Genomic DNA, 22,932 nt, shown 5'->3' with positions numbered 1-22,932 from the left:
CGCGTAGGGACACAGCCCGAGGGGAAGCAACAGTCATGAGCCAGGACGCCACACAGGGCCGGTACGCAGGCGGCTCCCTGGCCGGTGGCCGTTACCAGCTAAGGGATTTGCTGGGCGAGGGGGGCATGGCCTCCGTCTACCTCGCGTACGACTCCGCGCTCGACCGCCAGGTCGCCATCAAGACCCTGCACAGCGAACTCGGGCGCGAGGCGTCCTTCCGCGAGCGCTTCCGGCGTGAAGCGCAGGCTGTTGCCAAACTGTCGCACACCAACATCGTCTCGGTCTTCGACACCGGCGAGGGCACGGTCACCTTCGGCTCCGGCCGGGGCGACGAGGCGGTCATGCCGTACATCGTCATGGAGTACGTGGAGGGCCGGCCGCTCGGCTCCGTGCTCGACGCGGACATCCGCCAGTACGGGGCCATGCCCGCGGACAAGGCGCTCAAGGTGACGGCCGACGTCCTGGCCGCGCTGGAGACCAGCCACGAGATGGGCCTGGTCCACCGCGACATCAAGCCCGGCAACGTGATGATGACCAAGCGCGACGTCGTCAAGGTGATGGACTTCGGCATCGCCCGGGCCATGCAGTCGGGGGTCACGTCGATGACGCAGACCGGCATGGTCGTCGGCACCCCGCAGTACCTGTCGCCCGAGCAGGCGCTGGGGCGCGGCGTCGACGCCCGCTCCGACCTGTACTCCGTCGGCATCATGCTGTTCCAGCTGCTGACGGGCCGCATCCCCTTCGACGCGGACTCGCCGCTGGCCATCGCGTACGCGCACGTCCAGGAGGAGCCGGTGGCTCCCTCGACCATCAACCGGGCGGTCACCCCGGCGATGGACGCCCTGGTGGCGCGGGCCCTGAAGAAGAACCCGAACGAGCGCTTCCCCACGGCCACGGCCATGCGGGACGAGATCCTGCGGGTGATGTCGGCCGGGCAGACCGGCGCCCCGGTCATCGTCCCGGGTGCCGCGACCGGCGGCAGCGGGGCGGGCGTGGGCTCGGCCGTGTTCCCGCCGGTGGACTCCGGCTTCCAGGCGCCGCCGCCGCAGTCGCTCCAGCAGCCGTACCAGGCGCAGACCCCGCCGCCGTCCCCGTACGCCCCGCAGACGCAGCAGCAGGGCGGTTACGCCTACCCGCACACCCCGGTGCCGCAGCAGCAGTACGCACCGCAGACGCCGCCGCCGTTCACCATCTCGCCCTCGGCCCCGTCCGGCCCCGCGGCCTCCTCGGGCGGCGGGAAGCGGAACACGCCGGTCGTGGTCGGGGCGATCGTGGTGGCGCTGCTGGCCATCGGCGGTCTGATCGCGGTGCTGAACATGGACGACGACAAGGGCGGCAACGACTCCCCGTCCGCCGCGGCGTCCCCCTCCGGCTCGGCGGCGGCAGCGGCCGGCCACAAGGGGCCGGACCCCTCGCGCACGATCGACCCGGAGAAGTGCAAGAGCCCGACGAAGGCCTACAAGGACGCCACCAAGGTGGTGGCGCCCGACTTCCGGTACAAGAACCTGCGCTCGGTGAAGGAGTGCATCCAGGCCGCGGGCTGGAGGTTCGAGATCCAGGAGCGCGACGAGGCCGTCTACGGCCAGGACACCGTCCTGGAGCAGCTGCCGGCGTCCGGCAGCGACGTGGCCAAGGAGGGCACGCTGTTCACGCTGGTCGTCTCCACGGGCGACCCGCAGTAGGCACCGCCTCCCGCCCGTACCGCCGACTCGGTGGTACGGGCGCCCCGGGCACCCTGACGGACCGCCCGAAGTGCCGGATTTGCCCCAACGTGTGAACCTGAGTCCGGCGCCTCGACACCGGGCGTCCGGGCCGCACGGAAGGGGAGGGGCACCCCGTGACTCAACGCCTCCGCGTGCCGCCCTGGGCCGCCGCGGCCGCGCTGGCGGCCGCCGCGCTGCTGGCCGCCGCGCCCGCGAGCGCCACCCCCGCCCGCGCCCCGTCCGCCGCCGCGCCGGCCGTCGCCGACGAGGAGGCCGACGTACCGCAGGAGGCGTACGAGGAACTCGCCGGCAGTGCCGCGGGCGTCGGCCGGGAGCACCCCGGGCGGCCCGCCGACGAGCCGGTCGGCCCCGGCTTCGTCGCCGTCTCCCGCCCGGTGCGTCCGGTCCACCCCGTACGGCCGGTCCAGCCGCTCCAGCCGCTCCACCCCGTGCAGCCGCTCCACCCCGTGCAGCCGGGGCACCCGGTGCGCCCCGGCGAGCCGGTGCGTCCGGGGCACCCGCCCCGGGAGCACCCGCGGCCCCCGACCCCGCCGGGCGCCGCCCCGAGCCCGTCGGCCCCCGTCACCGCGCTCGGCACCGAACCCAACGAACGGCTCGCCGAGCTGGCCGCGCACCTCCTGCCGCTGGGCACCGGGCTGGCCCTGATGGGGCTGGGGCTCGGGTACATGGGCGTGCGGCTGCGGCGGGGGCGGTAGGACCGGCCGAGGTCGTGTCCCCGGACAGGGTGGATCACGCCTGCGCGGGGGCACACCGTGTACGTACGCAGCCGTGCGAGAGAATGACGGCATGGAGATGCCGAGGAGTGAACGGTCGCAGGACAGCCCCCCGCACGTGCTGATCGTGGGCCAGGACGGGATGGCGGTCGGCGGCACCGATGACGAGTCGCGCGAGGTCCCGGTGACGGAGATGGTCGAACAGCCCGCCAAGGTCATGCGCATCGGCAGCATGATCAAGCAACTTCTGGAAGAAGTACGCGCCGCCCCTCTGGACGAGGCCAGCCGGGTCCGTCTCAAGGACATCCACGCGGCGTCGGTGAAGGAACTCGAAGACGGCCTCGCGCCGGAGCTGGTCGAGGAACTGGAGCGGCTCTCCCTGCCGTTCACCGAGGAGGCGGTCCCCTCCGAGGCGGAACTGCGGATCGCGCAGGCGCAGTTGGTGGGGTGGCTGGAGGGCCTCTTCCACGGCATCCAGACGGCCCTGTTCGCGCAGCAGATGGCGGCGCGGGCCCAGCTGGAACAGATGCGCCGCGCCCTCCCGCCGGGCGGCTCCGCGGACGAAGACGAAGACGGCCCCCACGGAGCAGTCCGCTCGGGCCCCTACCTGTAGCCCCCACCGGCCACACCGGCCCCCGGCCTCGGAACCGGGGCCGGGGCCGGGGTCTTTCAGCCCCGCCGGCGTTTGAGGCGCGGGGTCCGGGGCGCAGCCCCAGGGCCTCTCAGCCCCGCCGACGTTCGAGGCGCGAGGTCCGGGGCGGGCCCCAGGGTCTTTCAGCCCCGCCGACGTTCGAGGCGCGGGGTCTGGGCGCAGCCCCAGGGTCTTCCAGCCCCGCCGACGCTTGAGGCGCGGGGTCTGGGCGCAGCCCCAGGGCCTTCCAGCCCCGCCGACGTTCGAGGCGCGCGGTCCGGGGCGCAGCCGCAGGGCCTCCCAACCCCGCCGGCGCTTGAGGCGCGCGGTCCGGGGCGCAACCCCAGGGCCTCCCAACCCCGCCGGCGCTTGAGGCGCGGGGGGTCCGGGGTGCAACCCCAGGGCCTTCCAGCCCCACCGGCGTTCGAGGCGCGGGGCCGGGGCGCAACCCCGGGGTCTTTCAGCCCCGCCGGCGCTTGAGGCGCGGGGCCGGGCAGGGCCCGGGGAACGGGCGAAGGGCGGGGAGGGGACCGCTCCGCGCAGCGGCACGCCACCCGCAGGCGCCGGCCCGGCCAACCGCCCCGCCACGTGGGCGGCCCCGCCCGCAACGGCCCGCGCATACTCAAGGGCATGAGCTACGACGCCATCGTCCTCGCCGGCGGCGCCGCCCGGCGCCTCGGCGGGGCCGACAAACCCACCCTCCACGTCGGCGGCCGCACCCTCCTCGACCGCGTCCTGGCGGCCTGCCCGGACGCCGCCGGGACCGTCGTGGTCGGCGCCCGGAGGGCAACGGCACGGCCGGTCACCTGGACCCGCGAGGACCCGCCCGGCGGCGGCCCGGTGGCCGCGCTGGACGCCGGGGTCCGCCGGACCACCGCCCCGCTGGTCCTCGTACTCTCCGCCGACCTGCCCTTCCTCGACCGGGACACCGTCCGCACCCTGCTCGCGTCCGCCGCCGACGGCCCGCGCGACGGGGCCCTGCTGCGGGACGCCGACGGCCGCGACCAGCCGCTCGTCGCCGCCTACCGCGCGGAGCCCCTGCGCCGCGAGATCGCCCTGCTCGCCACCGAGCACGGCACCCTCCACGGCCTCCCGCTGCGCGCGCTCACCGCCGAGCTGGATCTGGCCACCGTGGGCGCCTCCGCGCCACTCGCCTCCTTCGACTGCGACACCTGGGAGGACCTGGCAGCCGCCCGCGCCCGGATCAGGGAGCATGGGAGCGTGCTGGAGCATTGGATCACCGCCGCCAAGAACGAACTCGGGATCGACGACCTCCCCGTCGACGTCGCGACCCTGCTCGACCTCGCCCGTGACGCCGCCCACGGCGTGGCGCGGCCCGCCGCTCCACTGACGACCTTCCTCGTCGGCTACGCGGCCGCCCGCGCCGAGGCCGCCGGCGCCGACCCCGCCCAGGCCGTGGCCGAAGCCTCCCGCAAGGCCGCCGACCTGGCCCTGCGCTGGGCCGCCGAGGCCCAGCCCCCCCACCCCGAGGAGACCGGCTCCGGATGACCCGCACCGACGCCGACGGCGCCCTGGACGAGGCCCTCGCCCTGGTCAGCCGCACCCCCGACGCCGGCGGCACCGGCGGCCACCGCGCCGTCCCCTGGCTGCGCGCCCGCGAGACCGCCGCACGCGCCGGGACCGCCGTGCCGGCCCGCACCCGTCGGGTACCGCTCGCGGACGCCCTCGGCGAGGTGCTGACCGCCCCGCTCGAAGCCCTCAGCGACCTGCCCTCCTTCGACACCTCGGCCATGGACGGCTGGGCCGTCGCCGGCCCCGGCCCCTGGCAGGTCCGGCCCGGCGGGGGGATCCTCGCCGGGGACGAGCCGCCCGCGCCGCTCGGCGACGGCGAGGCCGTACGGATCGCCACCGGCGCCCGGGTGCCCGCCGAGACCACCGCCGTGATCCGCAGCGAGCACGCCCGCGAGTCCGGCACCCAGCTGCACGCCGCCCGGCCCGTGACCACCGGTCAGGACATCCGTCCGCGCGGCCAGGAGTGCCGCTCGGGCGATCTGCTGCTGCCCGTGGGCTCCCTCGTCACCCCGGCCGTGCTCGGCCTCGCCGCGGCCGCCGGGTACGACGAGCTGGTCACCCGGCCCCGGCCCCGCGTGGAGGTCCTGGTCCTCGGGGACGAACTGCTCACCGCGGGCCGCCCGCACGACGGCCTGATCCGGGACGCCCTCAGCCCCATGCTCGGCCCCTGGATCACCCGGCTCGGCGCCGAGGTCACCGGCACGCGCCGGATCGGCGACGACCCGGCCGGGGCCGAAGCCCTGCTGGAAGCGGTCACCGGATCCACCGCGGACGTCGTCATCACCACCGGCGGCACCGCCTCCGGCCCCGTCGACCACGTCCACCCCGTGCTGCGCCGCGCGGGAGCCGAGCTGCTGGTGGACGGCGTCGCGGTGCGCCCGGGGCACCCCATGCTGCTGGCCCGCCTCGGCGGCCAGGAGCAGCCCCGCCACCTGGTCGGCCTGCCCGGAAACCCGCTCGCCGCCGTCTCCGGGCTGCTGACGCTGGCCGAACCGCTGCTGCGCGCCCTCGCCGGGCGCCGCCAGCGGCCCCGCTACACGGTGCCGGTGGAGGGGGACGTGCCCGGGCACCCGTACGACACCCGGCTGGTGCCGGTGCTGCTGACCGACGAGCACGCCGTACCGCTGCGCTACAACGGCCCGGCCATGCTGCGCGGGGTGGCGGCCGCCGACGCGCTGGCCGTCGTACCGCCGCACGGCGCACGGTCGGGGCAGGACCTGGAGATCCTCGACCTGCCCTGGGCTTCGGGGGGATGTTTCACGTGAAACTTCACGGCCAGGACGCCATGGCGCGGGGCGCCGACGAGAAACTGGTCTCACGCCGCATCAAACTCCCCACGCGCGTGGTCGAGAAACCGCTGCGGCAGGTCACCCGGCGGCTGCTGATGGCCCTCTTCGTGCTCTGCCTGACGGTGCTGATCGTCTGGCTCGACCGCGAGGGCTACCACGACAACGCCAACGAGAAGGTCGACTTCCTCGACTGCGTCTACTACGCGACCGTGACGCTGTCGACCACGGGCTACGGGGACATCGTCCCCTTCAGCGACAGCGCGCGGCTGGTCAACATCCTGCTGATCACCCCGCTGCGCGTGCTGTTCCTGATCATCCTGGTCGGCACCACCCTGGAGGTGCTGACCGAACGCACCCGCGAAGAATGGCGGCTGAACCGCTGGAGGAACAACTTGCGTGAGCACACGGTCGTCGTCGGCTTCGGCACCAAGGGCCGCTCCGCCCTGCAGACGCTGCTGGCGACCGGCCTGCCGAGGGAGCAGGTCGTCATCGTGGACCCCAGCGCCAAGGTGATCGACATCGCCAACTCGGAGGGCTTCACCGGGGTCATCGGCGATGCCACCCGCTCGGAGGTGCTGCTGCGGGCCGAGCTCCAGAAGGCCCGTCAGATCATCATCGCCACGCAGCGGGACGACACCGCGGTCCTGGTGACGCTGACGGCCCGGCAGCTCAACCGCGGTGCGAAGATCGTCGCGGCGGTGCGGGAAGAGGAGAACGCGCCGCTGCTGAAGCAGTCCGGGGCGGACGCGGTCATCACGAGCGCCAGCGCGGCGGGCCGGCTGCTGGGCCTGTCGGTGCTCAGCCCGAGCGCGGGCACCGTGATGGAGGACCTGATCCAGCAGGGCAGCGGCCTCGACCTGATCGAACGGCCCGTCAACAAGTCGGAGGTGGGCCGCAACGTCCGGGAGACCGGCGACCTCGTCGTGAGCGTCCTGCGCGGCCACCGGCTGCTCCCGTACGACGACCCGCACGCGAGCCCGCTCCAGCTGACGGACCGCGTGATCACCATCGTCCGGGCCGTTCCCCCGACGGGTCCTCAGGTCACCCTGGGCCCGGTGGAGTAGGACCGGTAGATTTTCGGGCCATGCATGCGATCACGATCGAGCAGCCCGGCGGCCCCGAGGCCCTGGTCTGGGCAGAGGTACCCGATCCGGTGGCGGGCGAGGGGGAGGTGCTCGTCGAGGTCGCGGCGAGCGCCGTGAACCGCGCCGACGTCCTGCAACGGCAGGGGTTCTACGATCCGCCGCCCGGCGCCTCCCGGTACCCCGGCCTGGAGTGCTCCGGGCGCGTCGTCGCGCTCGGGCCGGGGGTGTCCGGCTGGGCAGTGGGCGACGAGGTGTGCGCGCTGCTGTCCGGCGGCGGGTACGCCGAACGGGTGGCCGTCCCGGCGGGTCAGCTGCTGCCGGTGCCCAAGGGCGTGGACCTGGTGACGGCGGCCGCGCTGCCGGAGGTCGTCGCGACGGTGTGGTCCAACGTCTTCATGGTGGCGGGGCTGCGGCCGGGCGAGACCCTGCTGGTACACGGCGGTTCCAGCGGGATCGGCACCATGGCGATCCAGCTCGGCAAGGCCGTCGGGGCGCGGGTGGCGGTGACGGCGGGCGGCAAGGAGAAGCTGGCGCGCTGCGCCGAGCTGGGCGCGGACGTCCTGATCGACTACCGCGAGCAGGACTTCGTGGAGGAGCTGCGGGCCGCGACGGGCGGTGCCGGGGCGGACGTGGTCCTGGACATCATGGGCGCGAAGTACCTGGCGCGGAACCTGGACGCGCTGGCCGTGAACGGCCGGCTCGCCATCATCGGCCTCCAGGGCGGGGTGAAGGCCGAGCTGGACCTGCGCACCCTGCTGACGAAGCGGGCGGCGATCACGGCGACCACGCTGCGGACCCGTCCGCTGGAGGAGAAGGCGGCCATCATCGCGGCCGTACGGGAGCACGTGTGGCCGCTGGTCGCCTCCGGCCGGGTCCGCCCGGTGGTGCACGCGGCGTACCCGATCGCCGAGGTGGCCGAGGCGCACCGGGTCATGGAGGCCAGCACCCACGTGGGCAAGCTGCTGCTGACGTTCTGACGTCCGCCGCGCGGGCTGGAGGATCCAGCCCGCGCGGGGGTTCGCGGTGCGGGGGTGCGGGGGCGGAGCCCCCGCAGGGTCGCGCAGCGGCAACCCGGCCCCCGCCCCCGGACCGGTCGGCCCCCTACAGCCCGCGCAGCAGAACGGCCGGGTTCTCCACGCAGTCGGCCACGTACCGCAGGAAGCCGCCCGCCGTGCCGCCGTCGCAGACGCGGTGGTCGAAGGTCAGGGACAGCTGCACGACCTGGCGGACGGCCAGCTCGCCCCGGTGGACCCACGGCTTCGGGATGATCCGGCCCACACCCAGCATGGCCGCCTCGGGGTGGTTGATGATCGGCGTGGAGCCGTCCACGCCGAACACCCCGTAGTTGTTGAGGGTGAACGTCCCGCCGGTCAGGTCGGAGGGGGCCAGCTTCCCCGCCCGGGCCAGCTCGGTCAGCCGGGCGAACTCGGCCGACAGGGACTCCGGGCTGCGCGTCTGGGCGTCCCGGACCACCGGGACCATCAGCCCCCGCTCGGTCTGCGCGGCGAAGCCCAGGTGCACGGCCGGGAGCCGGACGATCTCGTTGGCGGCGAGGTCGACCGTGGAGTTGAGCTCCGGGTACCGGGCGAGCGCGGCGGTGCAGATCCGGGCCAGCAGCGCCAGCACCGAGATCTTCGGGCCGTCCACGGCGTTCATCGCCGCCCGCGCGGCCATCAGCTCGGTGGCGTCCGCGTCGACCCAGCACGTGGCCTCGGGGATCTCCCGCCGGCTGCGCGAGAGCTTCTCCGCCACGGCGCCCCGCAGCCCCTTGAGCGGGATCCGCTCCCCCGCCGGCGCCGACACGGCCGCCGCGGTGACGGGCTCGGCGGGCGCGGACGCGGACTGGGCGTTCCGCAGCACCGCCTCCACGTCGGCCCGCAGGATCAGGCCCTCCGGCCCCGACCCGCGCAGCGCCCGCAGGTCGACCCCGTTGTCCCGGGCCAGCTTGCGCACGAGCGGCGAGATGACGGGCACCGGCCCGGCGGGAGCCGCCGGAGCCGCCGGAGCCGCCACGACGGGGGCCGCGGGAGCGGCCGGAGCCGTCACGACGGGGGCCGGGGCCGGGGCCACGACCGGCGCCGACACCGCGGCGGTGACGGGTCGCACCCGCCGCCGACGCGCCGGGCGCGAGTGGTCCGAGCCGTAGCCGATCAGCGGCCGCGGCGCGTCGCCGGAGCCTTCGGCCTCCGCTCCGGTGGCCTCACCGGCCCCGGCGGGCGCCGACTGCGCACCGACCGCCACGGTGATCAGCGGGGCGCCGACCGGCAGCTCCTCGCCTTCCTCGCCGAACCGGGCGGTGACCACGCCGCCGTACGGGCAGGGCACCTCCACCATCGCCTTGGCCGTCTCGACCTCGACGACCGGCTGGTCGATGGCGACGACGTCGCCCACGGCCACCAGCCACCGCACGATCTCGGCCTCGGTCAGGCCCTCGCCGAGGTCCGGCAGCTTGAACTCCATGACCTGCGGCATCAGTTCTCCCACTGCAGGCGGGCCACTGCGTCCAGGATCCGTTCCACTCCCGGCAGGTGGTGCTTCTCCAGCATCGGCGGCGGGTACGGGATGTCGAAGCCCGTCACGCGCAGCACGGGTGCCTCCAGGTGGTGGAAGCAGCGCTCGGTCACGCGGGCGGCGATCTCCGCCCCGGGGCCGCCGAAGCCGCCGGCCTCGTGTACCACCACCGCGCGCCCGGTCCGGCGTACGGAGGCGACGACCGTCTCCTCGTCGAAGGGGACGAGCGAGCGCAGGTCCACGACCTCCAGGTCCCAGCCCTCCTCGCGGGCCGCCTCGGCCGCCTCCAGGCAGAGCGGCAGCGAGGGCCCGTAGGTGATCAGGGTGGCGCTCGTACCGGCCCGGCGGACCAGGGCCGTGCCGATGCCCGGTACGGCCGCGGGCGCCTCCGGCGACCACTGCGCCTTCGACCAGTAGAGCCGCTTCGGTTCCAGGAAGACGACCGGGTCGTCGCTCGCGATCGAGGCGCGCAGCAGCCCGTACGCGTCCTCGACCGTCGCCGGGGTCACGACGGTGAGCCCCGGCGTGGCCGTGTAGTAGGCCTCGGAGGAGTCGCAGTGGTGCTCGACGCCGCCGATGCCGCCGCCGTACGGCACGCGGATGGTGATCGGCAGCGGCATCGCGCCGCGGGTGCGGTTGCGCATCTTCGCCACGTGCGAGATGAGCTGCTCGAAGGCCGGGTAGGCGAACGCGTCGAACTGCATCTCCACGACCGGCCGCAGCCCGTACATGGCCATGCCGACCGCGGTGCCCAGGATCCCGGCCTCGGCCAGCGGGGTGTCCGTGACCCGGTCCTCGCCGAACTCCTTCACGAGTCCGTCCGTGATCCGGAAGACCCCGCCGAGCGCCCCGACGTCCTCGCCCATCACGTGGACGGCCGGGTCCTCGGCCATCGCGTCGCGCATGGCACGGGTGAGCGCCTGCGCCATCGTCGCGGGCTTCACAGCGACGGTCGTCATGACGCGTCCTCGGCTTCCAGTTCGGTGCGCAGCATGGCGGCCTGCTCGCGCAGCCGGCCGGTCTGCTCCGCGTACACGTGCGCGAAGAGGTCCATCGGGTCCAGCACCGGCTCGGCGTTCATCCGCTCGCGCAGGTCCGCCGCCATCGCCTCGGCCGCGTCGCGCGCCTCCTCGATGCCCGCGTCGTCCAGGATGCCGCGGGCGGTCAGCTCGCGCTCCAGCAGCTGCACCGGGTCGTGCGCCTTCCAGGCCTCGACCTCGGCGTCGGAGCGGTAGCGGGTGGCGTCGTCGGCGTTGGTGTGGGCCTCCATCCGGTAGGTGACGGCCTCGATCAGGGTCGGTCCGCCGCCCGCGCGCGCCCGCTTCACGGCCTCGGTGAGGACCTCGTGCATGGCGGCGACGTCGTTGCCGTCGACCAGCCGGCCGGGCATCCCGTATCCGACGGCCTTGTGGGCCAGCGTGGGGGCGGCGGTCTGCTTGGCGAGCGGTACGGAGATGGCGAAGCCGTTGTTCTGCACCAGGAAGACCACGGGGGCCTGCCAGACGGCCGCGAAGTTCAGCGCCTCGTGGAAGTCGCCCTCGCTGGTGCCGCCGTCGCCGACCATGGCGAGCGCGACGACCTCGTCACCGCGCAGCCGCGCGGCATGCGCGAGGCCCACCGCGTGCGGCAGCTGGGTGGCGAGGGGGGTGCACAGGGGGGCTATGCGGTGCTCCCGCGGGTCGTACCCGGTGTGCCAGTCGCCGCGCAGCAGCGTCAGGGCCTGTACGGGGTCCAGCCCGCGCGCCACGGCCGCGAGGGTGTCGCGGTAGCTCGGGAAGAGCCAGTCCTGCTCCTCCAGGACCAGCGCGGCCGCGATCTCGGCGGCCTCCTGCCCCACGGTGGAGGGGTACACGGCGAGACGGCCCTGCCGGGTCAGCGCGGTGGCCTGCGCGTTGTAGCGGCGGCCGCGCACGAGCTCGGCGTAGTAGCGGCGCATCAGCGCGGGGTCGAGCCCCTCCGCCGCCGGAGTGCCCAGCACCCGGTAGGGCTCGGGGTCCGGCAGCAGCGGAGCGGCCTCCGTGCGGGGCCTCCAGGCGGGCGGCGGGGTGACACGGTGCGGCGCACCGGCACCGGGCAGCTCTTGGACCGTCATGGCGGCGTACACCTCCTCGTGGGAAGCGGGCAGGGAGCGCCGCGGATGTGAGGCGCCTCACCAACCGATTGTTCGGTCGTCGGCGCAATTTGGCTACAGGCGGCTCCAGGCTGTGGACAAACTGGCTGCGGGGCCGTGGGATGGGTGCAGGACGTCCAGGAGAGGGAGGCAGTGGGCGATGCCGGATGAACAAATGGCCGGAGCGGGTGCCGGACCGGTCCCGCCGGGGGGCGCCCCGTCCGGCGCACCGGTCCCGCCCCGGCCCCTGGACCCCATCGACCGTTCGATCATGCGGTTGCTCCAGGCGGACGGCCGCGCGTCGATACGTTCGGTGGCGGAGCAGGTGCACGTCTCGCGGGCCAACGCCTACGCGCGGATCAACCGGCTGATCGACGACGGGGTGATCCGCGGCTTCACGGCCCGGGTCAACCACGAGCGCGCGGGCCAGGGCGCGTCCGCGTACATCACCCTGAAGATCGTCCAGAACTCCTGGCGCACGGTGCGCGAGAAGCTGCGCGAACTTCCGGGGGCGGCCCACATCGCGCTGGTCAGCGGGGATTTCGACGTACTGCTGCTGGTCCACACCCCGGACAACCGCACGCTGCGGGAGCTGGTCCTGACCCGTCTGCAGGCCATTCCGGAGGTGCTGTCGACGCGCACGCTGCTGGTGTTCGAGGAAACGGATCTGCTGGACCCGGGTCCGCCCGCCGGCGGCCCGGCGGGCCTCCCGGAGGACTGAGCCGTACGGGCGGGGGCGCCGCCCGGCCGGCTCCCGGCCGGGCTCCGCTACGGCTTGGTGCGCAGACCGTCCAGGGCCATGCTGACGACCGCGTCCGCGAGCTGGTCGGGGGTGGTGCCCGGGTGCGGGCGGTACCACTCGACCAGGGAGTTCACCATGCCGAACAGCAGGCGGGTGGCGAGCCGGATGTCCACGTCGGCCCGCAGGTCCCCGTCGGCGGCGGCCGCCTTGAGGAGCTCCGCGACCTGGTGGTCGAACTCGCGGCGGCGCTCCAGGGCCCAGCGCTCGGTCCGGGTGTTGCCGCGCACCCGCAGCAGCAGGGTCACGTACGGCAGTTCCGCGACCAGGACCTCGACCGTGCGGCGCGTGACGTACTCGACGCGCGCGACCGCGCGGCCCCGTACGGCGCCGGGCTCCTCCAGGATCGCGAAGAGGCCGTCCAGGGCCCGGCTGACGGCCCGGCGCAGCAGCTCCTCCTTGCCCGCGACGTGGTGGTAGATCGAGGACTTGGAGATGCCGGCCGCCTTGGAGAGGTGCTCCATGGAGGTGCCGTCGTAGCCCCGGTCGTTGAAGACCTGGACGGCGACGGACAGGAGCGTCTCCGGGGTGTAGGTGTCCCGCCTGGCCGTCGTCACGCGGTCCCCTCCGTGTCCTCGTCCCCGTCGGCGCCCTCGTCCTCGCCCCCCGCGTAGCCCAGCTTGAACAGCGCCAGCGAGGGCGCGTACCGCCCGCCGGGACACCGCTCGTCGAGGTGGTGCAGCAGGTCGTACGCCCAGTCCCGGCCGAGCCGGTCGTGCCACTCGGCGGGGCCCAGCGGGTAGTTGACGCCGAGCCGCATCGCGGTGTCGATGTCCTCGGCGGAGGCCACCCCGCGCGCCACGGCGTCGGCGGTCAGGTCGATCAGCATGGCGACGGTGCGGGCGACGATCATGCCGGGGACGTCGCCGATGACGGAGACCTTCTTGCCGAGCTTCTGGAAGAGGCCGATCGCCTCGGCGAGGGTCCGCTCGGTGGTGTCCTCGCCGGCCGAGAGCGCGATCCGGGGCGCGTCGCGGTAGTCCAGCGCGAGGTCGAAGTAGACGACGTCGTCGAACTCGATCGAGGTCTTGCCGTCCGCGAGCACCAGCTGGCCGTCACCGGGCAGCTGGATGTACGGGCCTCCGTGCTCGGTGGCCGTGACCGCGATCCCGGCCTCCTCCATGAGGCCGGCCAGGGCGGCGGCGGGGCCGAGGTCACCGACGACGGTGACCTTGTCCGGCGCGGCCTCGGGGGCCGCCGTGTGCGGGGCGGGCACCTTCGCGCCCTCGCCGTACGGGAACCAGCCGTGCCCGGACTTCCGGCCGAGGCGGCCCGACTGGACGAGCCGGCGCTGCGCGAGCGAGGGGGTGAACTTGGGGCTGTGGAAGAAGGAGTCCCAGACGGAGCGGGTGACGGCCTCGTTGACGTCCTGGCCGATCAGGTCGGTCAGCTCGAAGGGGCCCATCCGGAAGCCGCCGCTCTCGCGCAGGACGGCGTCGATGGTCGCGGGGTCGGCGCCCTGCTCCTCGTACACCGCGAAGGCCTCCGCGTAGAAGGGGCGGGCGATCCGGTTGACGATGAAGCCGGGGGTGTCGGCGCAGCGGACCGGCGTCTTCCCCCAGCCCAGGACCGTGCGGTACGCGCTCTCGGCGGCGGCCGGGTCGGTCGCGGAGCCGCTGACCACCTCGACGAGCGGGAGCAGCGGGGCCGGGTTGAAGAAGTGCAGGCCGAGGAAGCGCCCGGGGTGCGCGAGGCCGGCGCCCAGCTCGGTGACGGAGAGGGAGGAGGTGTTGGTGGCCAGCAGCGCGTCGGGCGAAACCACCCCTTCGAGGGCCGCGAACAGCTCGCGCTTGACGGCGACGTCCTCCACGATCGCCTCGATCACCAGGGCGGCGGAGGCGAGCCCGGTCAGGGTCTCGGCGGCATCGAGGCGGCGGACGGCGTCGTCGGCCTCGGCCCGGTCCAGCCGGCCCTTGGCGACCAGCCGCTCCACCCGGCCGGCCACGGCCTGCACCGCCTCACCGGCCCGCTCGGGGGCGGAGTCGTAGAGGCGTACGCCATGACCTGCGAGGAGAGCGACCTGGGCGATGCCCTGCCCCATGGTCCCGGCGCCGATGACCGCCACAGTGCGGGCCCGCTCGATTGCTGTCATGTCCTGATCCTCCCGCACGCGGTTGTCCACAGGTCTGCCGGGCCCTCTTGTACCGACCGATCGTTCGGTTACTCTAACTCCAGTCTGCTCTTCTTCACCCGCCCCTGCCTGAACCCAGGTCTGCGAACCAGCCCGATCCCGCCCGGCTCAACGAGGAGTTGGTCCCTGATGGCCGCCGAGCTCACCGTCCCCCAGCTGACCGAGAAGCACCGGACCACCCTGGACCAGGCGCTGGATGCCATCCGCAGCCGCGCCTACTGGTCCCCGCACCCCGAGCACCCCAAGGCCTACGGGGAGAGCGCCCCGGCCGACGGGCTCGCCGCCTTCGAGGCCGTCCGCGGCACCCGCTTCGACCTGGGGCAGCCCGGCACCGACGGCTGGGCCGGCGGCGAGGTCTCCCCCTTCGGCCCGGAGCTCGGCGTGGAGTACCCGCACGTCGACCCGGACGTGCTGCTGCCCGCGATGCGCGCCGGCATGGGCGCCTGGCGGGACGCCGGCCCCGAGACGCGCGCCCTGGTCTGCATCGAGATCCTGGCCCGGATCGGCGCGCGCACGCACGAGTTCGCGCACGCGGTCATGCACACCAGCGGCCAGGCCTTCATGATGGCCTTCCAGGCGGGCGGCCCCCACGCGCAGGACCGCGGCCTGGAGGCGGTGGCCTACGCGTACGAGGAGCAGACCCGGGTTCCCGGGCAGGCCGCCTGGTCGAAGCCGCAGGGCAAGAAGGACCCGCTGGAGCTCGGCAAGACCTTCACGGCCGTGCCGCGCGGCATCGCCCTGATGATCGGCTGCAACACCTTCCCCACCTGGAACGGCTACCCCGGCCTGTTCGCCTCCCTCGCCACCGGCAACGCCGTGCTGGTCAAGCCGCACCCGCGCGCCGTCCTGCCGCTGGCGCTGACCGTCAAGGTCGCCCGCGAGGTCCTGGCCGAGGCGGGCTTCGACCCGAACCTGGTGGCGCTGGCGGTCGAGCGCCCGGACGAGGGCATCGCCAAGACGCTGGCCGTGCGCCCCGAAATCAAGATCATCGACTACACCGGGTCGACGGAGTTCGGGGACTGGCTGGAGGCCAACGCCCGGCAGGCGCAGGTCTACACGGAGAAGGCGGGCGTCAACACCGTCGTCGTCGACTCCACCGGCGATTACAAGGGGATGCTGTCCAACCTGGCGTTCTCGCTGTCCCTGTACAGCGGCCAGATGTGCACCACCCCGCAGAACCTGCTGATCCCCCGCGACGGCATCGAGACGGACGCCGGCCACAAGTCGTACGACGAGGTCGTCGCCGACCTCGCGGCCTCCGTCGGCGGCCTGCTGGGCGACGACGCCCGCGCCAACGCGCTGCTGGGCGCCCTGGTCAACCCGGGCGTCAAGGCGCGGCTGGAGGCGGCGGCCGGCCTCGGCGAGGTCGCGCTGGCCTCCCGTGAGGTGGCGAACCCCGAGTTCCCGGACGCGGTCGTGCGGACCCCGGTGATCGTCAAGCTGGACGCCGGCAAGCCGGACCCGGAGGCGGCCTACCTCTCCGAGTGCTTCGGCCCGGTCTCCTTCGCGGTGGCGGTGGACTCCACCGAGGACGCCCTCGAGCTGCTGCGCCGCACGGTGCGGGAGAAGGGCGCCATGACGGTGGGCGCCTACACCACCTCGCCGGACACCGAGCGGGCCGTCGAGGAGGTCTGCCTGGAGGAGTCGGCGCAGCTGTCGCTGAACCTGACGGGCGGGGTCTTCGTCAACCAGACCGCCGCCTTCTCCGACTTCCACGGCTCCGGCGGCAACCCGGCGGCGAACGCCGCGCTGTGCGACGGCGCGTTCGTCGCGAACCGCTTCCGCGTGGTGGAGGTCCGCCGCCAGGCCTGACGCACATGCGCCGGCGCGCCCGGGCTCCGGCGCCCGGGCGGGCCCGGCGCGCTGCCGTCACCGCGCGGCGGGTCCGCCCCAGTGGAAGAGCGTCATGGCCACGCTGGTGGCCAGGTTGTAGCTGGACACCTGCGGGCGCATCGGCAGCGAGACCAGGTGGTCCGCGCGGGCCCGCAGCTCGGGCGAGATGCCGTGGCGTTCGGAGCCGAAGGCGAGCAGGGCGTCGTCCGGGAGGGTGAGGGAGCGGATGTCCTCGCCCTCCGGATCCAGCGCGTACAGCGGACCGGGCGGGAGCTCCTCCAGCTCCATCCGGTCGACGGTGGTGGCGTAGTGCAGGCCGGCCCCGGCGCGGACCACGTTGGGGTGCCAGGGGTCGAGGTCGCCCCGGGTGACCACCCCGGTGGCGCCGAAGCCGGCGGCGAGGCGGACGACGGCGCCGACATTGCCGAGGTTGCGGGGGTTGTCGAGCAGCACGACGGGAGCCGGCCTGGGCGTCCTCGCCAGCGCGGCCCGTCCCGCCTCCCGGCCGGGTCGTACGGCGAGCGCGGCGACCCCGGTGGGGTGCGTGCGGGGCAGCAGCTCCCCCAGCGGGGCCCGCCGCACGAGGCGGGTCACCTCCGGTGCCACGTCCGGGGCCAGCCCGGCGGCGAGCTCCCGTACGGCGTCGGGCTCGTCGGCGACGACCGCGAGCACCTCGGCGCCGAAGCGCAGGGCGTGCTTCAGCGCGTGGAACCCGTCGAGCAGCACCACGTCACTCCGCCCGGCGCACTCCCGCCACTGCCGCCCGACCTCACCGGAACCCCACTGCTCACTCATGCCCCGACCCTACGACGCCCCCGCCCACCCGTACGGCCCGGCGAGGCCTCAGCGCCCCGCCGCCGCCGGCTCCGCTGCCGCGGCCACGACCGCCTCCCGCCGCCGGAACACCCGCACCGCCCCCACACGCGCCCCTGCCCACACCAGGAACCCGGTCGGGAGGAACACCGCGTCCGCGGCGATCATCGCCAGCGAGAAGAACGGCAGCCCCAGCAGCACCGCGATCCCCGCGTGCTCCAGCATCATCACCGCCAGCAGGACGTTCTTGACCCGCCGGTTGAACAGCGTGAACGGGAACGCCACCTGCACCGCGACCGTCCCGTACGTCAGCAGCATCACCACCGCCCCGCTGCCCGCCAGCAGCTCCGACAGCCACGGCCAGGGAGTGAAGTAGTCCAGCCGCAGCGGGTAGTACAGCGCGGTCCCGTCCTGCCACCGCGAGCCCTGGATCTTGTACCAGCCGGCGGTCGCGTAGATCAGGCACACCTCCGCCGTGATCACCAGCATTCCGGCGTTGTGCAGCAGGTTCGCGAGCACGTCCAGCGTCGCCCGCCGCTCGCCCTCCGGTTCGTACCGGTCGGCCAGCCACCACAGCGCCGTGCCCGCCCACAGCGTCGCGAAGGCGGCCGTCCAGAGCGCGCCGAAGCGTCCGCTCGCGGCCCCGTACACGAACACCGCGCCCAGCGCCGCCCACAGCAACGGGCCCGCCGCCCCCGCCGATGCCGAGCCCCGCAGCCGCGCCCGGCGCGCGTCCAGCGACCACACCCGGGCGCAGCGCGTCAGCACCAGGTAGACCGCCATCAGGTGGATGACGTTGTCCCCGCCGTCGCCCATGAACACGCTGCGGTTCTGCAGCGACAGCACCCCGACCATGAAGAGCACCGACGTCGCCCGCGTCCGCCAGCCCAGCAGCAGCAGCGCGCTCGCGAGGAGGGAGAGGGCGTACACGGTCTCGAACCAGAGCGCCGAGTCCGACCACATCAGCACCGTGAATGCGTGGTTGGAGGCGATCAGCCGCTCCGCCAGGTCCCAGCTCCACGGCCCGTCGGGCCCGTACAGCTCGTGCCGGTTGGGGAACTCCCGCAGCAGGAAGAAGAGCCAGGTCGCGGCGAAGCCGATCCGTACGACGGCGCTCTGGTAGGGCCCCAGCGCCTGTCCGGTGGCCTTCGCCGCCGCCTGCGCGAGGGTGCGCCTCACACGTTCCACCACGGCAGCTCCCGGTAGTACGTCCGGGTGTCGGACTTCTCCCCGCTCCAGGGCGGCGCGGCCACGGACCGGGTCGCCGAGCGCAGCTGGATCCGTACGATCCGGTCCCCGCCGGCGCCGTCCGACCCGCCGGCGCCGTCCGATCCGGCGGCGGTCAGGCGGGCCATGGCGATCCGCTTCAGGTACCGCTCGGCCAGTTCCCCGCGCTCGCCGTCGGGCTTGTTCTCCTCGTCGTGGGAGCCGGTGAAGAAGTCCCAGGCCCTGCGCAGCTCGTTCTGCTCGGTGTGGCTCGGCAGCAGGCCGTGCCGGATCGCCGCGCCGTCCTCGGCGGACAGGTCGCGCCAGTCGCGGGTGACCAGCTCGCCGCCCGCGGTGCGGACCTGGGCGCGGACCTCGACGGCGATGTTCTGCTGGAGCGGGTTGGGGGCGAAGAGCTTCCAGTTCTGTTCGAACTCGGGGTAGATCCACCCGTCCACGAGTTCGGCGTGCTGCTTGCTCACCGTGTTGGCCGGCGCGACGTGCAGGAAGACCAGCCCGAGGTGCAGGCAGGCGCCGACGCCCACCGCGGCCAGGGCGAGGGCCGCGAGGACCCGGTACGGGGCGGACAGGCCCGCGATGCCGGGCGCGCGGGGCGCGTCGGGCAGGGCGCGGGGCGCTGCGGTCAGGGCCCCCGGCGCGGTCGGCGGGGAGGCGCCGAGGGACGGCGGAAGGTCTCCTTCCGCGGGCTCGCGCTCGTTCGAATCCATCCCGCCCCGATCATCCGGCGTCCACAGGGTTGCCCACAGAGGTTGACACCCTACGGGCCGCCGTCTCACCATTGAAGAGGATGAACCGAACGATCGGTCGGTCGGGCGGACGGCACACTCTGACAGGGGGCCGGGATGGTCGCAGTGACCCCGGAAACGGGCACGTCGGGCACGGTGGACGGCGCGGTGGACGGGCGCTCCGCGGACCTCGGCGCGCAGCTCAGGGCGGACTTCGACGCCGCCGTGGCGGCGGACGAGCGCGTGGAGCCCCGGGACTGGATGCCAGAGGAGTACCGGGCGTCGCTGGTCCGGCAGATGGCGCAGCACGCCCACTCCGAGATCATCGGCATGCAGCCCGAGGCCAACTGGATCACCCGCGCGCCCTCCCTGCGCCGCAAGGCGATCCTGATGGCCAAGGTGCAGGACGAGGCGGGCCACGGCCTCTACCTCTACAGCGCCGCCGAGACGCTCGGCACCAGCCGGGACGAGCTGCTCGACAAGCTCCACTCCGGCAGGCAGAAGTACTCCTCGATCTTCAACTACCCCACCCTGACCTGGGCCGACGTCGGCGCGATCGGCTGGCTGGTGGACGGCGCGGCGATCACCAACCAGGTGCCGATCTGCCGCTGCTCCTACGGCCCCTACGCCCGCGCGATGGTCCGGATCTGCAAGGAGGAGTCCTTCCACCAGCGCCAGGGGTACGAGCTGCTCCTCGCCCTCTCGCAGGGCACCGAGGCCCAGCACGCGATGGCGCAGGACGCGGTCGACCGCTGGTGGTGGCCCTCGCTGATGATGTTCGGCCCGCCGGACGACGAGTCGGCGCACTCGGCGCAGTCGATGGCCTGGCGGATCAAGCGGCATTCCAACGACGAGCTGCGCCAGCGCTTCGTGGACATCGCCGTCCCGCAGGCCGAGTCGCTGGGCCTGACCCTGCCCGACCCGGACATCAAGTGGAACGAGGAGCGCGGGCACTACGACTTCGGCGCCATCGACTGGGCCGAGTTCTGGGACGTCCTCAAGGGGAACGGCCCCTGCAACGAAGAGCGGATCGGCCAGCGGCGCCGGGCGCACGAGGAAGGCGCCTGGGTCCGTGAGGCCGCCTCCGCCTACGCCGCGAAGCACACCAGCACCGGACGAGAGGTACAGGCATGACGCAGAACTGGCCCCTGTGGGAGGTGTTCGTGCGCTCGCGCCGCGGCCTCTCGCACACGCACGCGGGAAGCCTGCACGCCCCCGACGCGGAGATGGCCCTGCGCAACGCACGCGACCTCTACACGCGGCGCAACGAAGGCGTCTCCATCTGGGTGGTGCCCTCCACCGAGGTCACCGCCTCCTCGCCCGACGAGCGGGACCCGTTCTTCGCCCCGTCCGCCGACAAGCCCTACCGGCACCCCACCTTCTATGACATCCCCGAGGGGGTGCGCCACCTGTGAGCGCCGGCACCGACACCCGCACCGCGGCCGCCCTCGCCCTCGGCGACGACGCGCTGATCCTCTCCCACCGCCTCGGCGAGTGGGCGGGCCACGCCCCCGTCCTGGAGGAGGAGGTCGCCCTGGCCAACATCGCCCTCGACCTGCTCGGGCAGGCCCGCCTCCTGCTGTCGATGGCGGGGGACGAGGACGAGCTGGCCTTCCTGCGCGAGGAGCGCTCCTTCCGCAACCTCCAGCTGGTCGAACAGCCCAACGGCGATTTCGCCCACACGATCGCCCGGCAGCTCTACTTCTCCTTCTACCAGCACGAGCTGTACACGGAGCTCGCCGCCGGGGACGGCCCGTTCGCGCCGCTCGCGGCCAAGGCCGTGAAGGAGACCGCCTACCACCGCGACCACGCCGAGCAGTGGACGCTGCGCCTGGGCGACGGCACCGACGAGAGCCGCGGCCGGATGCGCGCGGCCCTGGACGCGCTGTGGAAGTTCACCGGGGAGATGTTCCAGCCGGTCGAGGGCCTCGGCCTGGACCAGGCCGCCATGGAAGCCCTGGAAGGGCGCTGGACGGCCGCGCTGGGCGACGTACTGGAGCGGGCGGGGCTCGCGCTGCCCGAAGGACCGCGTACGGGCGCCTGGGCCGCCGGAGCCGGCCGGCAGGGCCTGCACACGGAGCCGTTCGGGCGGCTGCTCGCCGAGATGCAGCACCTGCACCGCAGCCACCCCGGAGCGTCGTGGTGAGCGCCGGGGCCGGGACCACCCGCCTGGAGGCGGAGCTGGCCGAGCTGGCGGGTTCCGTCCCCGATCCCGAACTGCCCGTGCTGACCCTGGCGGAGCTGGGTGTGCTGCGCGGGGTGCGGATGCACGAGGACGGCCACGTCGAGGTCGTCCTCACCCCGACGTACACCGGCTGCCCGGCCATCGAGGCCATGTCCGCCGACATCGAGCGGGCCCTGACCGACCACGGCATACCCGAGGTGCGGGTCACCACCGTCCTGTCCCCCGCCTGGTCCACCGACGACATCAGCGCCGAAGGCCGCCGCAAGCTCGCCGAGTTCGGCATCGCCCCGCCCCGCCCGCACTCCGCCGGCGGACCGGTCCCGCTCACGCTGTCGGTCCGCTGCCCCCACTGCGGCTCGACGGACACCGAACTGCTCAGCCGGTTCTCCTCCACCGCGTGCAAGGCGCTGCGCCGCTGCGTCGCCTGCCGCGAACCGTTCGACCACTTCAAGGAGCTGTAGATGGCCGCACCCCGCCACGGCGCGTTCCACCCGCTGACGGTGGCGGCAGTCGACCGGCTCACCGACGACTCGGTGGCCCTGACGCTCCGGGTCCCCGAGGAACTGCGCGAGGTCTACCGGCACGCCCCCGGCCAGCACCTGACGCTGCGCCGCGGCGCCTCCCAGGGCACCGAGGTCCGCCGCACCTACTCGATCTGCTCCCCCGCCCCGGCCCCCGACGGTCCGGGACCGGACCGGCTGCGCGTGGGCGTGCGCCTGGTGGAGGGCGGCGAGTTCTCCACGTTCGCGCACAAGGAGGTTGCCGCCGGGGACGTACTGGACGTGATGGTCCCGGCCGGACGGTTCGTGCTGGAGCCGGCCGCCGCCCCGGCGGCCGCGCACTACGCGGCGATCGTCGGCGGCAGCGGCATCACCCCGGTGCTGTCGATCGCCGCCTCACTCCTGGCGGCCCGGCCCGACGCCCGGTTCTGCCTGGTGCGCAGCGACCGTACCGCGGCCTCGACGATGTTCCTGGAGGAGGTGGCGGACCTCAAGGACCGCTACCCCGACCGCTTCCAGCTGGTGACGGTGCTCTCCCGCGAGGAGCAGGAGGCCGGACTGCCGTCCGGGCGGCTCGACGAGGACCGCCTCACGTCCCTGCTGCCCGCGCTGCTGCCGGTAGCGGAGGTCACGGGCTGGTTCCTGTGCGGGCCCTACGGGCTGGTGACCGGCGCGGAGCGGGCCCTGGCCGCGCTGGGCGTCGTACGGACCCGGGTGCACGAGGAGATCTTCCACGTCGAGGAGACCGCCCCGCAGACACCCGCCCCCGCTGCCTCGGCGCCGGCCCGCGGCCGGGTGACCGCCCGGCTCGACGGCCGCTCGGGCACCTGGCCCGTGCAGGACGGCGAATCGCTGCTGGACACCGTGCTGCGGGGGCGCGCGGACGCCCCGTACGCCTGCAAGGGCGGCGTCTGCGGCACCTGCCGCGCCTTCGTGGTCTCCGGCGAGGTGCGGATGGAGCGCAACTTCGCACTGGAGGCGGAGGAGACCGAGGCCGGGTTCGTACTGGCCTGCCAGTCCCACGCCCTGACGGAGGAAGTGGAGATCGACTTCGACCGGTAGGAGGTGTCCGCGGCCTGTCCAATTGCCGGAAGCTGCTCTATCTTGACGCACCGTCAGATCA

22 protein-coding genes are annotated in these 22,932 nt (G+C 74.0%); 14 read left to right on the top strand and 8 right to left on the bottom strand.

Going from position 1 to position 22,932, the window contains the following annotated elements:
• Positions 1–35: 35 nt before the first annotated feature.
• The 7 genes from ACZ501_RS20005 to ACZ501_RS19975 all read left to right on the top strand — a co-directional run bounded on the left by ACZ501_RS20005 (position 36) and on the right by ACZ501_RS19975 (position 7,952).
• Entirely contained in the window at positions 36–1,682 is a 1,647-nt protein-coding gene (locus ACZ501_RS20005; protein ID WP_361596778.1) for a protein kinase domain-containing protein, read from the top strand.
• Positions 1,683–1,837: 155 nt separating this feature from the next.
• Entirely contained in the window at positions 1,838–2,419 is a 582-nt protein-coding gene (locus ACZ501_RS20000; RefSeq protein ID WP_468796957.1) for a hypothetical protein, read from the top strand.
• A gap of 91 nt (positions 2,420–2,510) precedes the next feature.
• Positions 2,511–3,050, top strand: a complete 540-nt coding sequence (locus ACZ501_RS19995; protein WP_361596772.1) for a bacterial proteasome activator family protein — start codon at positions 2,511–2,513, stop codon at positions 3,048–3,050.
• 648 nt (positions 3,051–3,698) lie between these two features.
• The gene (locus ACZ501_RS19990) at positions 3,699–4,577 is read left to right on the top strand and encodes an NTP transferase domain-containing protein (protein WP_361610781.1); all 879 of its coding nucleotides are present in this window, start codon (positions 3,699–3,701) and stop codon (positions 4,575–4,577) included.
• The gene (locus ACZ501_RS19985; protein WP_468796954.1) at positions 4,574–5,866 is read left to right on the top strand and encodes a molybdopterin molybdotransferase MoeA; all 1,293 of its coding nucleotides are present in this window, start codon (positions 4,574–4,576) and stop codon (positions 5,864–5,866) included. The genes ACZ501_RS19990 and ACZ501_RS19985 overlap by 4 nt, the downstream gene beginning before the upstream one ends.
• Positions 5,854–6,954: a potassium channel family protein gene (locus ACZ501_RS19980; protein WP_361610785.1), complete on the top strand. Its 1,101-nt coding sequence runs from the start codon at positions 5,854–5,856 to the stop codon at positions 6,952–6,954. The genes ACZ501_RS19985 and ACZ501_RS19980 overlap by 13 nt, the downstream gene beginning before the upstream one ends.
• A gap of 20 nt (positions 6,955–6,974) precedes the next feature.
• Positions 6,975–7,952, top strand: coding sequence for an NAD(P)H-quinone oxidoreductase (locus ACZ501_RS19975; RefSeq protein ID WP_361610786.1), 978 nt, complete (start codon positions 6,975–6,977; stop codon positions 7,950–7,952).
• Between the two features lie 124 nt (positions 7,953–8,076).
• Here the strand turns inward: ACZ501_RS19975 and ACZ501_RS19970 are convergent, their stop codons facing one another.
• The 3 genes from ACZ501_RS19970 to pdhA are packed head-to-tail and all read right to left on the bottom strand — an operon-like array spanning position 8,077 to position 11,578.
• A complete protein-coding gene (locus tag ACZ501_RS19970) occupies positions 8,077–9,447 on the bottom strand; it encodes a dihydrolipoamide acetyltransferase family protein (RefSeq protein WP_468796951.1) in 1,371 nt (456 codons plus the stop codon).
• Positions 9,447–10,445, bottom strand: a complete 999-nt coding sequence (locus ACZ501_RS19965) for an alpha-ketoacid dehydrogenase subunit beta (protein ID WP_361595864.1) — start codon at positions 10,443–10,445, stop codon at positions 9,447–9,449. Before ACZ501_RS19965 ends, ACZ501_RS19970 begins: the two co-directional genes overlap by 1 nt.
• Positions 10,442–11,578 (bottom strand): pyruvate dehydrogenase (acetyl-transferring) E1 component subunit alpha, encoded by a 1,137-nt coding sequence (pdhA, locus tag ACZ501_RS19960; protein ID WP_362454877.1) that lies wholly within the window; start codon positions 11,576–11,578, stop codon positions 10,442–10,444. The genes ACZ501_RS19965 and pdhA overlap by 4 nt, the downstream gene beginning before the upstream one ends.
• A 193-nt stretch (positions 11,579–11,771) precedes the next feature.
• Here pdhA and ACZ501_RS19955 point away from each other — a divergent pair, with 193 nt between their 5' ends.
• Positions 11,772–12,317, top strand: coding sequence for an Lrp/AsnC family transcriptional regulator (locus ACZ501_RS19955; protein ID WP_361595897.1), 546 nt, complete (start codon positions 11,772–11,774; stop codon positions 12,315–12,317).
• A gap of 47 nt (positions 12,318–12,364) precedes the next feature.
• On the opposite strand, the gene ACZ501_RS19950 is transcribed toward ACZ501_RS19955, so the two are convergent.
• Positions 12,365–12,952: a TetR/AcrR family transcriptional regulator gene (locus tag ACZ501_RS19950; RefSeq protein WP_361595858.1), complete on the bottom strand. Its 588-nt coding sequence runs from the start codon at positions 12,950–12,952 to the stop codon at positions 12,365–12,367.
• Positions 12,949–14,487 (bottom strand): 3-hydroxyacyl-CoA dehydrogenase, encoded by a 1,539-nt coding sequence (locus ACZ501_RS19945; RefSeq protein ID WP_468796948.1) that lies wholly within the window; start codon positions 14,485–14,487, stop codon positions 12,949–12,951. The genes ACZ501_RS19950 and ACZ501_RS19945 overlap by 4 nt, the downstream gene beginning before the upstream one ends.
• Positions 14,488–14,655: 168 nt before the next feature.
• On the opposite strand from ACZ501_RS19945, the gene paaN reads away from it, so the two are divergent.
• Positions 14,656–16,338: a phenylacetic acid degradation protein PaaN gene (gene paaN, locus ACZ501_RS19940; protein WP_468796945.1), complete on the top strand. Its 1,683-nt coding sequence runs from the start codon at positions 14,656–14,658 to the stop codon at positions 16,336–16,338.
• Positions 16,339–16,395: 57 nt separating this feature from the next.
• Here the strand turns inward: paaN and ACZ501_RS19935 are convergent, their stop codons facing one another.
• Genes ACZ501_RS19935 through ACZ501_RS19925 form a run of 3 tightly spaced genes read right to left on the bottom strand, consistent with a single transcriptional unit; the run spans position 16,396 to position 19,106 of the window.
• Entirely contained in the window at positions 16,396–17,154 is a 759-nt protein-coding gene (locus ACZ501_RS19935) for a TrmH family RNA methyltransferase (RefSeq protein ID WP_361595850.1), read from the bottom strand.
• Positions 17,155–17,202: 48 nt separating this feature from the next.
• Positions 17,203–18,363, bottom strand: a complete 1,161-nt coding sequence (locus tag ACZ501_RS19930) for an HTTM domain-containing protein (protein ID WP_468796942.1) — start codon at positions 18,361–18,363, stop codon at positions 17,203–17,205.
• Entirely contained in the window at positions 18,348–19,106 is a 759-nt protein-coding gene (locus ACZ501_RS19925) for a DUF5819 family protein (protein ID WP_468796939.1), read from the bottom strand. Before ACZ501_RS19925 ends, ACZ501_RS19930 begins: the two co-directional genes overlap by 16 nt.
• Before the next feature lie 135 nt (positions 19,107–19,241).
• Here ACZ501_RS19925 and paaA point away from each other — a divergent pair, with 135 nt between their 5' ends.
• From paaA to ACZ501_RS19900, 5 genes are read left to right on the top strand one after another with little or no spacing between them, the layout of a single operon-like run.
• The gene (gene paaA / locus ACZ501_RS19920) at positions 19,242–20,258 is read left to right on the top strand and encodes a 1,2-phenylacetyl-CoA epoxidase subunit PaaA (protein WP_361595844.1); all 1,017 of its coding nucleotides are present in this window, start codon (positions 19,242–19,244) and stop codon (positions 20,256–20,258) included.
• A complete protein-coding gene (paaB, locus tag ACZ501_RS19915) occupies positions 20,255–20,539 on the top strand; it encodes a 1,2-phenylacetyl-CoA epoxidase subunit PaaB (protein ID WP_361595841.1) in 285 nt (94 codons plus the stop codon). Before paaA ends, paaB begins: the two co-directional genes overlap by 4 nt.
• Positions 20,536–21,270 (top strand): 1,2-phenylacetyl-CoA epoxidase subunit PaaC, encoded by a 735-nt coding sequence (gene paaC / locus ACZ501_RS19910; protein WP_361595838.1) that lies wholly within the window; start codon positions 20,536–20,538, stop codon positions 21,268–21,270. Before paaB ends, paaC begins: the two co-directional genes overlap by 4 nt.
• Positions 21,264–21,770 carry a 1,2-phenylacetyl-CoA epoxidase subunit PaaD gene (gene paaD / locus ACZ501_RS19905; protein WP_362454873.1) on the top strand — a complete coding sequence of 169 codons (507 nt, stop codon included), beginning with the start codon at positions 21,264–21,266 and terminating at the stop codon, positions 21,768–21,770. Before paaC ends, paaD begins: the two co-directional genes overlap by 7 nt.
• Complete coding sequence (locus ACZ501_RS19900; protein WP_361595832.1) at positions 21,771–22,871, top strand: 2Fe-2S iron-sulfur cluster-binding protein; 1,101 nt, start codon at positions 21,771–21,773, stop codon at positions 22,869–22,871. It begins immediately after the preceding gene.
• Positions 22,872–22,932 lie beyond the last annotated feature (61 nt).

Source organism: Streptomyces sp. NPDC034085 (assembly GCF_055575555.1).
This window is presented reverse-complemented; position numbering and strand designations above follow the sequence as displayed.

Coding starts and splice junctions, on each gene's coding strand:
- ACZ501_RS19965 (WP_361595864.1), bottom strand. CDS start 10,445: ATGACGACCGTCGCTGTGAAGCCCGCGACGATGGCGCAGGCGCTCACC.
- ACZ501_RS20005 (WP_361596778.1), top strand. CDS start 36: ATGAGCCAGGACGCCACACAGGGCCGGTACGCAGGCGGCTCCCTGGCC.
- pdhA (WP_362454877.1), bottom strand. CDS start 11,578: ATGACGGTCCAAGAGCTGCCCGGTGCCGGTGCGCCGCACCGTGTCACC.
- paaB (WP_361595841.1), top strand. CDS start 20,255: ATGACGCAGAACTGGCCCCTGTGGGAGGTGTTCGTGCGCTCGCGCCGC.
- ACZ501_RS19900 (WP_361595832.1), top strand. CDS start 21,771: ATGGCCGCACCCCGCCACGGCGCGTTCCACCCGCTGACGGTGGCGGCA.
- ACZ501_RS19985 (WP_468796954.1), top strand. CDS start 4,574: ATGACCCGCACCGACGCCGACGGCGCCCTGGACGAGGCCCTCGCCCTG.
- ACZ501_RS19935 (WP_361595850.1), bottom strand. CDS start 17,154: ATGAGTGAGCAGTGGGGTTCCGGTGAGGTCGGGCGGCAGTGGCGGGAG.
- paaA (WP_361595844.1), top strand. CDS start 19,242: ATGGTCGCAGTGACCCCGGAAACGGGCACGTCGGGCACGGTGGACGGC.
- ACZ501_RS19975 (WP_361610786.1), top strand. CDS start 6,975: ATGCATGCGATCACGATCGAGCAGCCCGGCGGCCCCGAGGCCCTGGTC.
- ACZ501_RS19945 (WP_468796948.1), bottom strand. CDS start 14,487: ATGACAGCAATCGAGCGGGCCCGCACTGTGGCGGTCATCGGCGCCGGG.
- ACZ501_RS19925 (WP_468796939.1), bottom strand. CDS start 19,106: ATGGATTCGAACGAGCGCGAGCCCGCGGAAGGAGACCTTCCGCCGTCC.
- ACZ501_RS19955 (WP_361595897.1), top strand. CDS start 11,772: ATGGCCGGAGCGGGTGCCGGACCGGTCCCGCCGGGGGGCGCCCCGTCC.
- ACZ501_RS19995 (WP_361596772.1), top strand. CDS start 2,511: ATGGAGATGCCGAGGAGTGAACGGTCGCAGGACAGCCCCCCGCACGTG.
- ACZ501_RS19990 (WP_361610781.1), top strand. CDS start 3,699: ATGAGCTACGACGCCATCGTCCTCGCCGGCGGCGCCGCCCGGCGCCTC.
- ACZ501_RS19980 (WP_361610785.1), top strand. CDS start 5,854: ATGTTTCACGTGAAACTTCACGGCCAGGACGCCATGGCGCGGGGCGCC.
- ACZ501_RS19970 (WP_468796951.1), bottom strand. CDS start 9,447: ATGCCGCAGGTCATGGAGTTCAAGCTGCCGGACCTCGGCGAGGGCCTG.
- paaN (WP_468796945.1), top strand. CDS start 14,656: ATGGCCGCCGAGCTCACCGTCCCCCAGCTGACCGAGAAGCACCGGACC.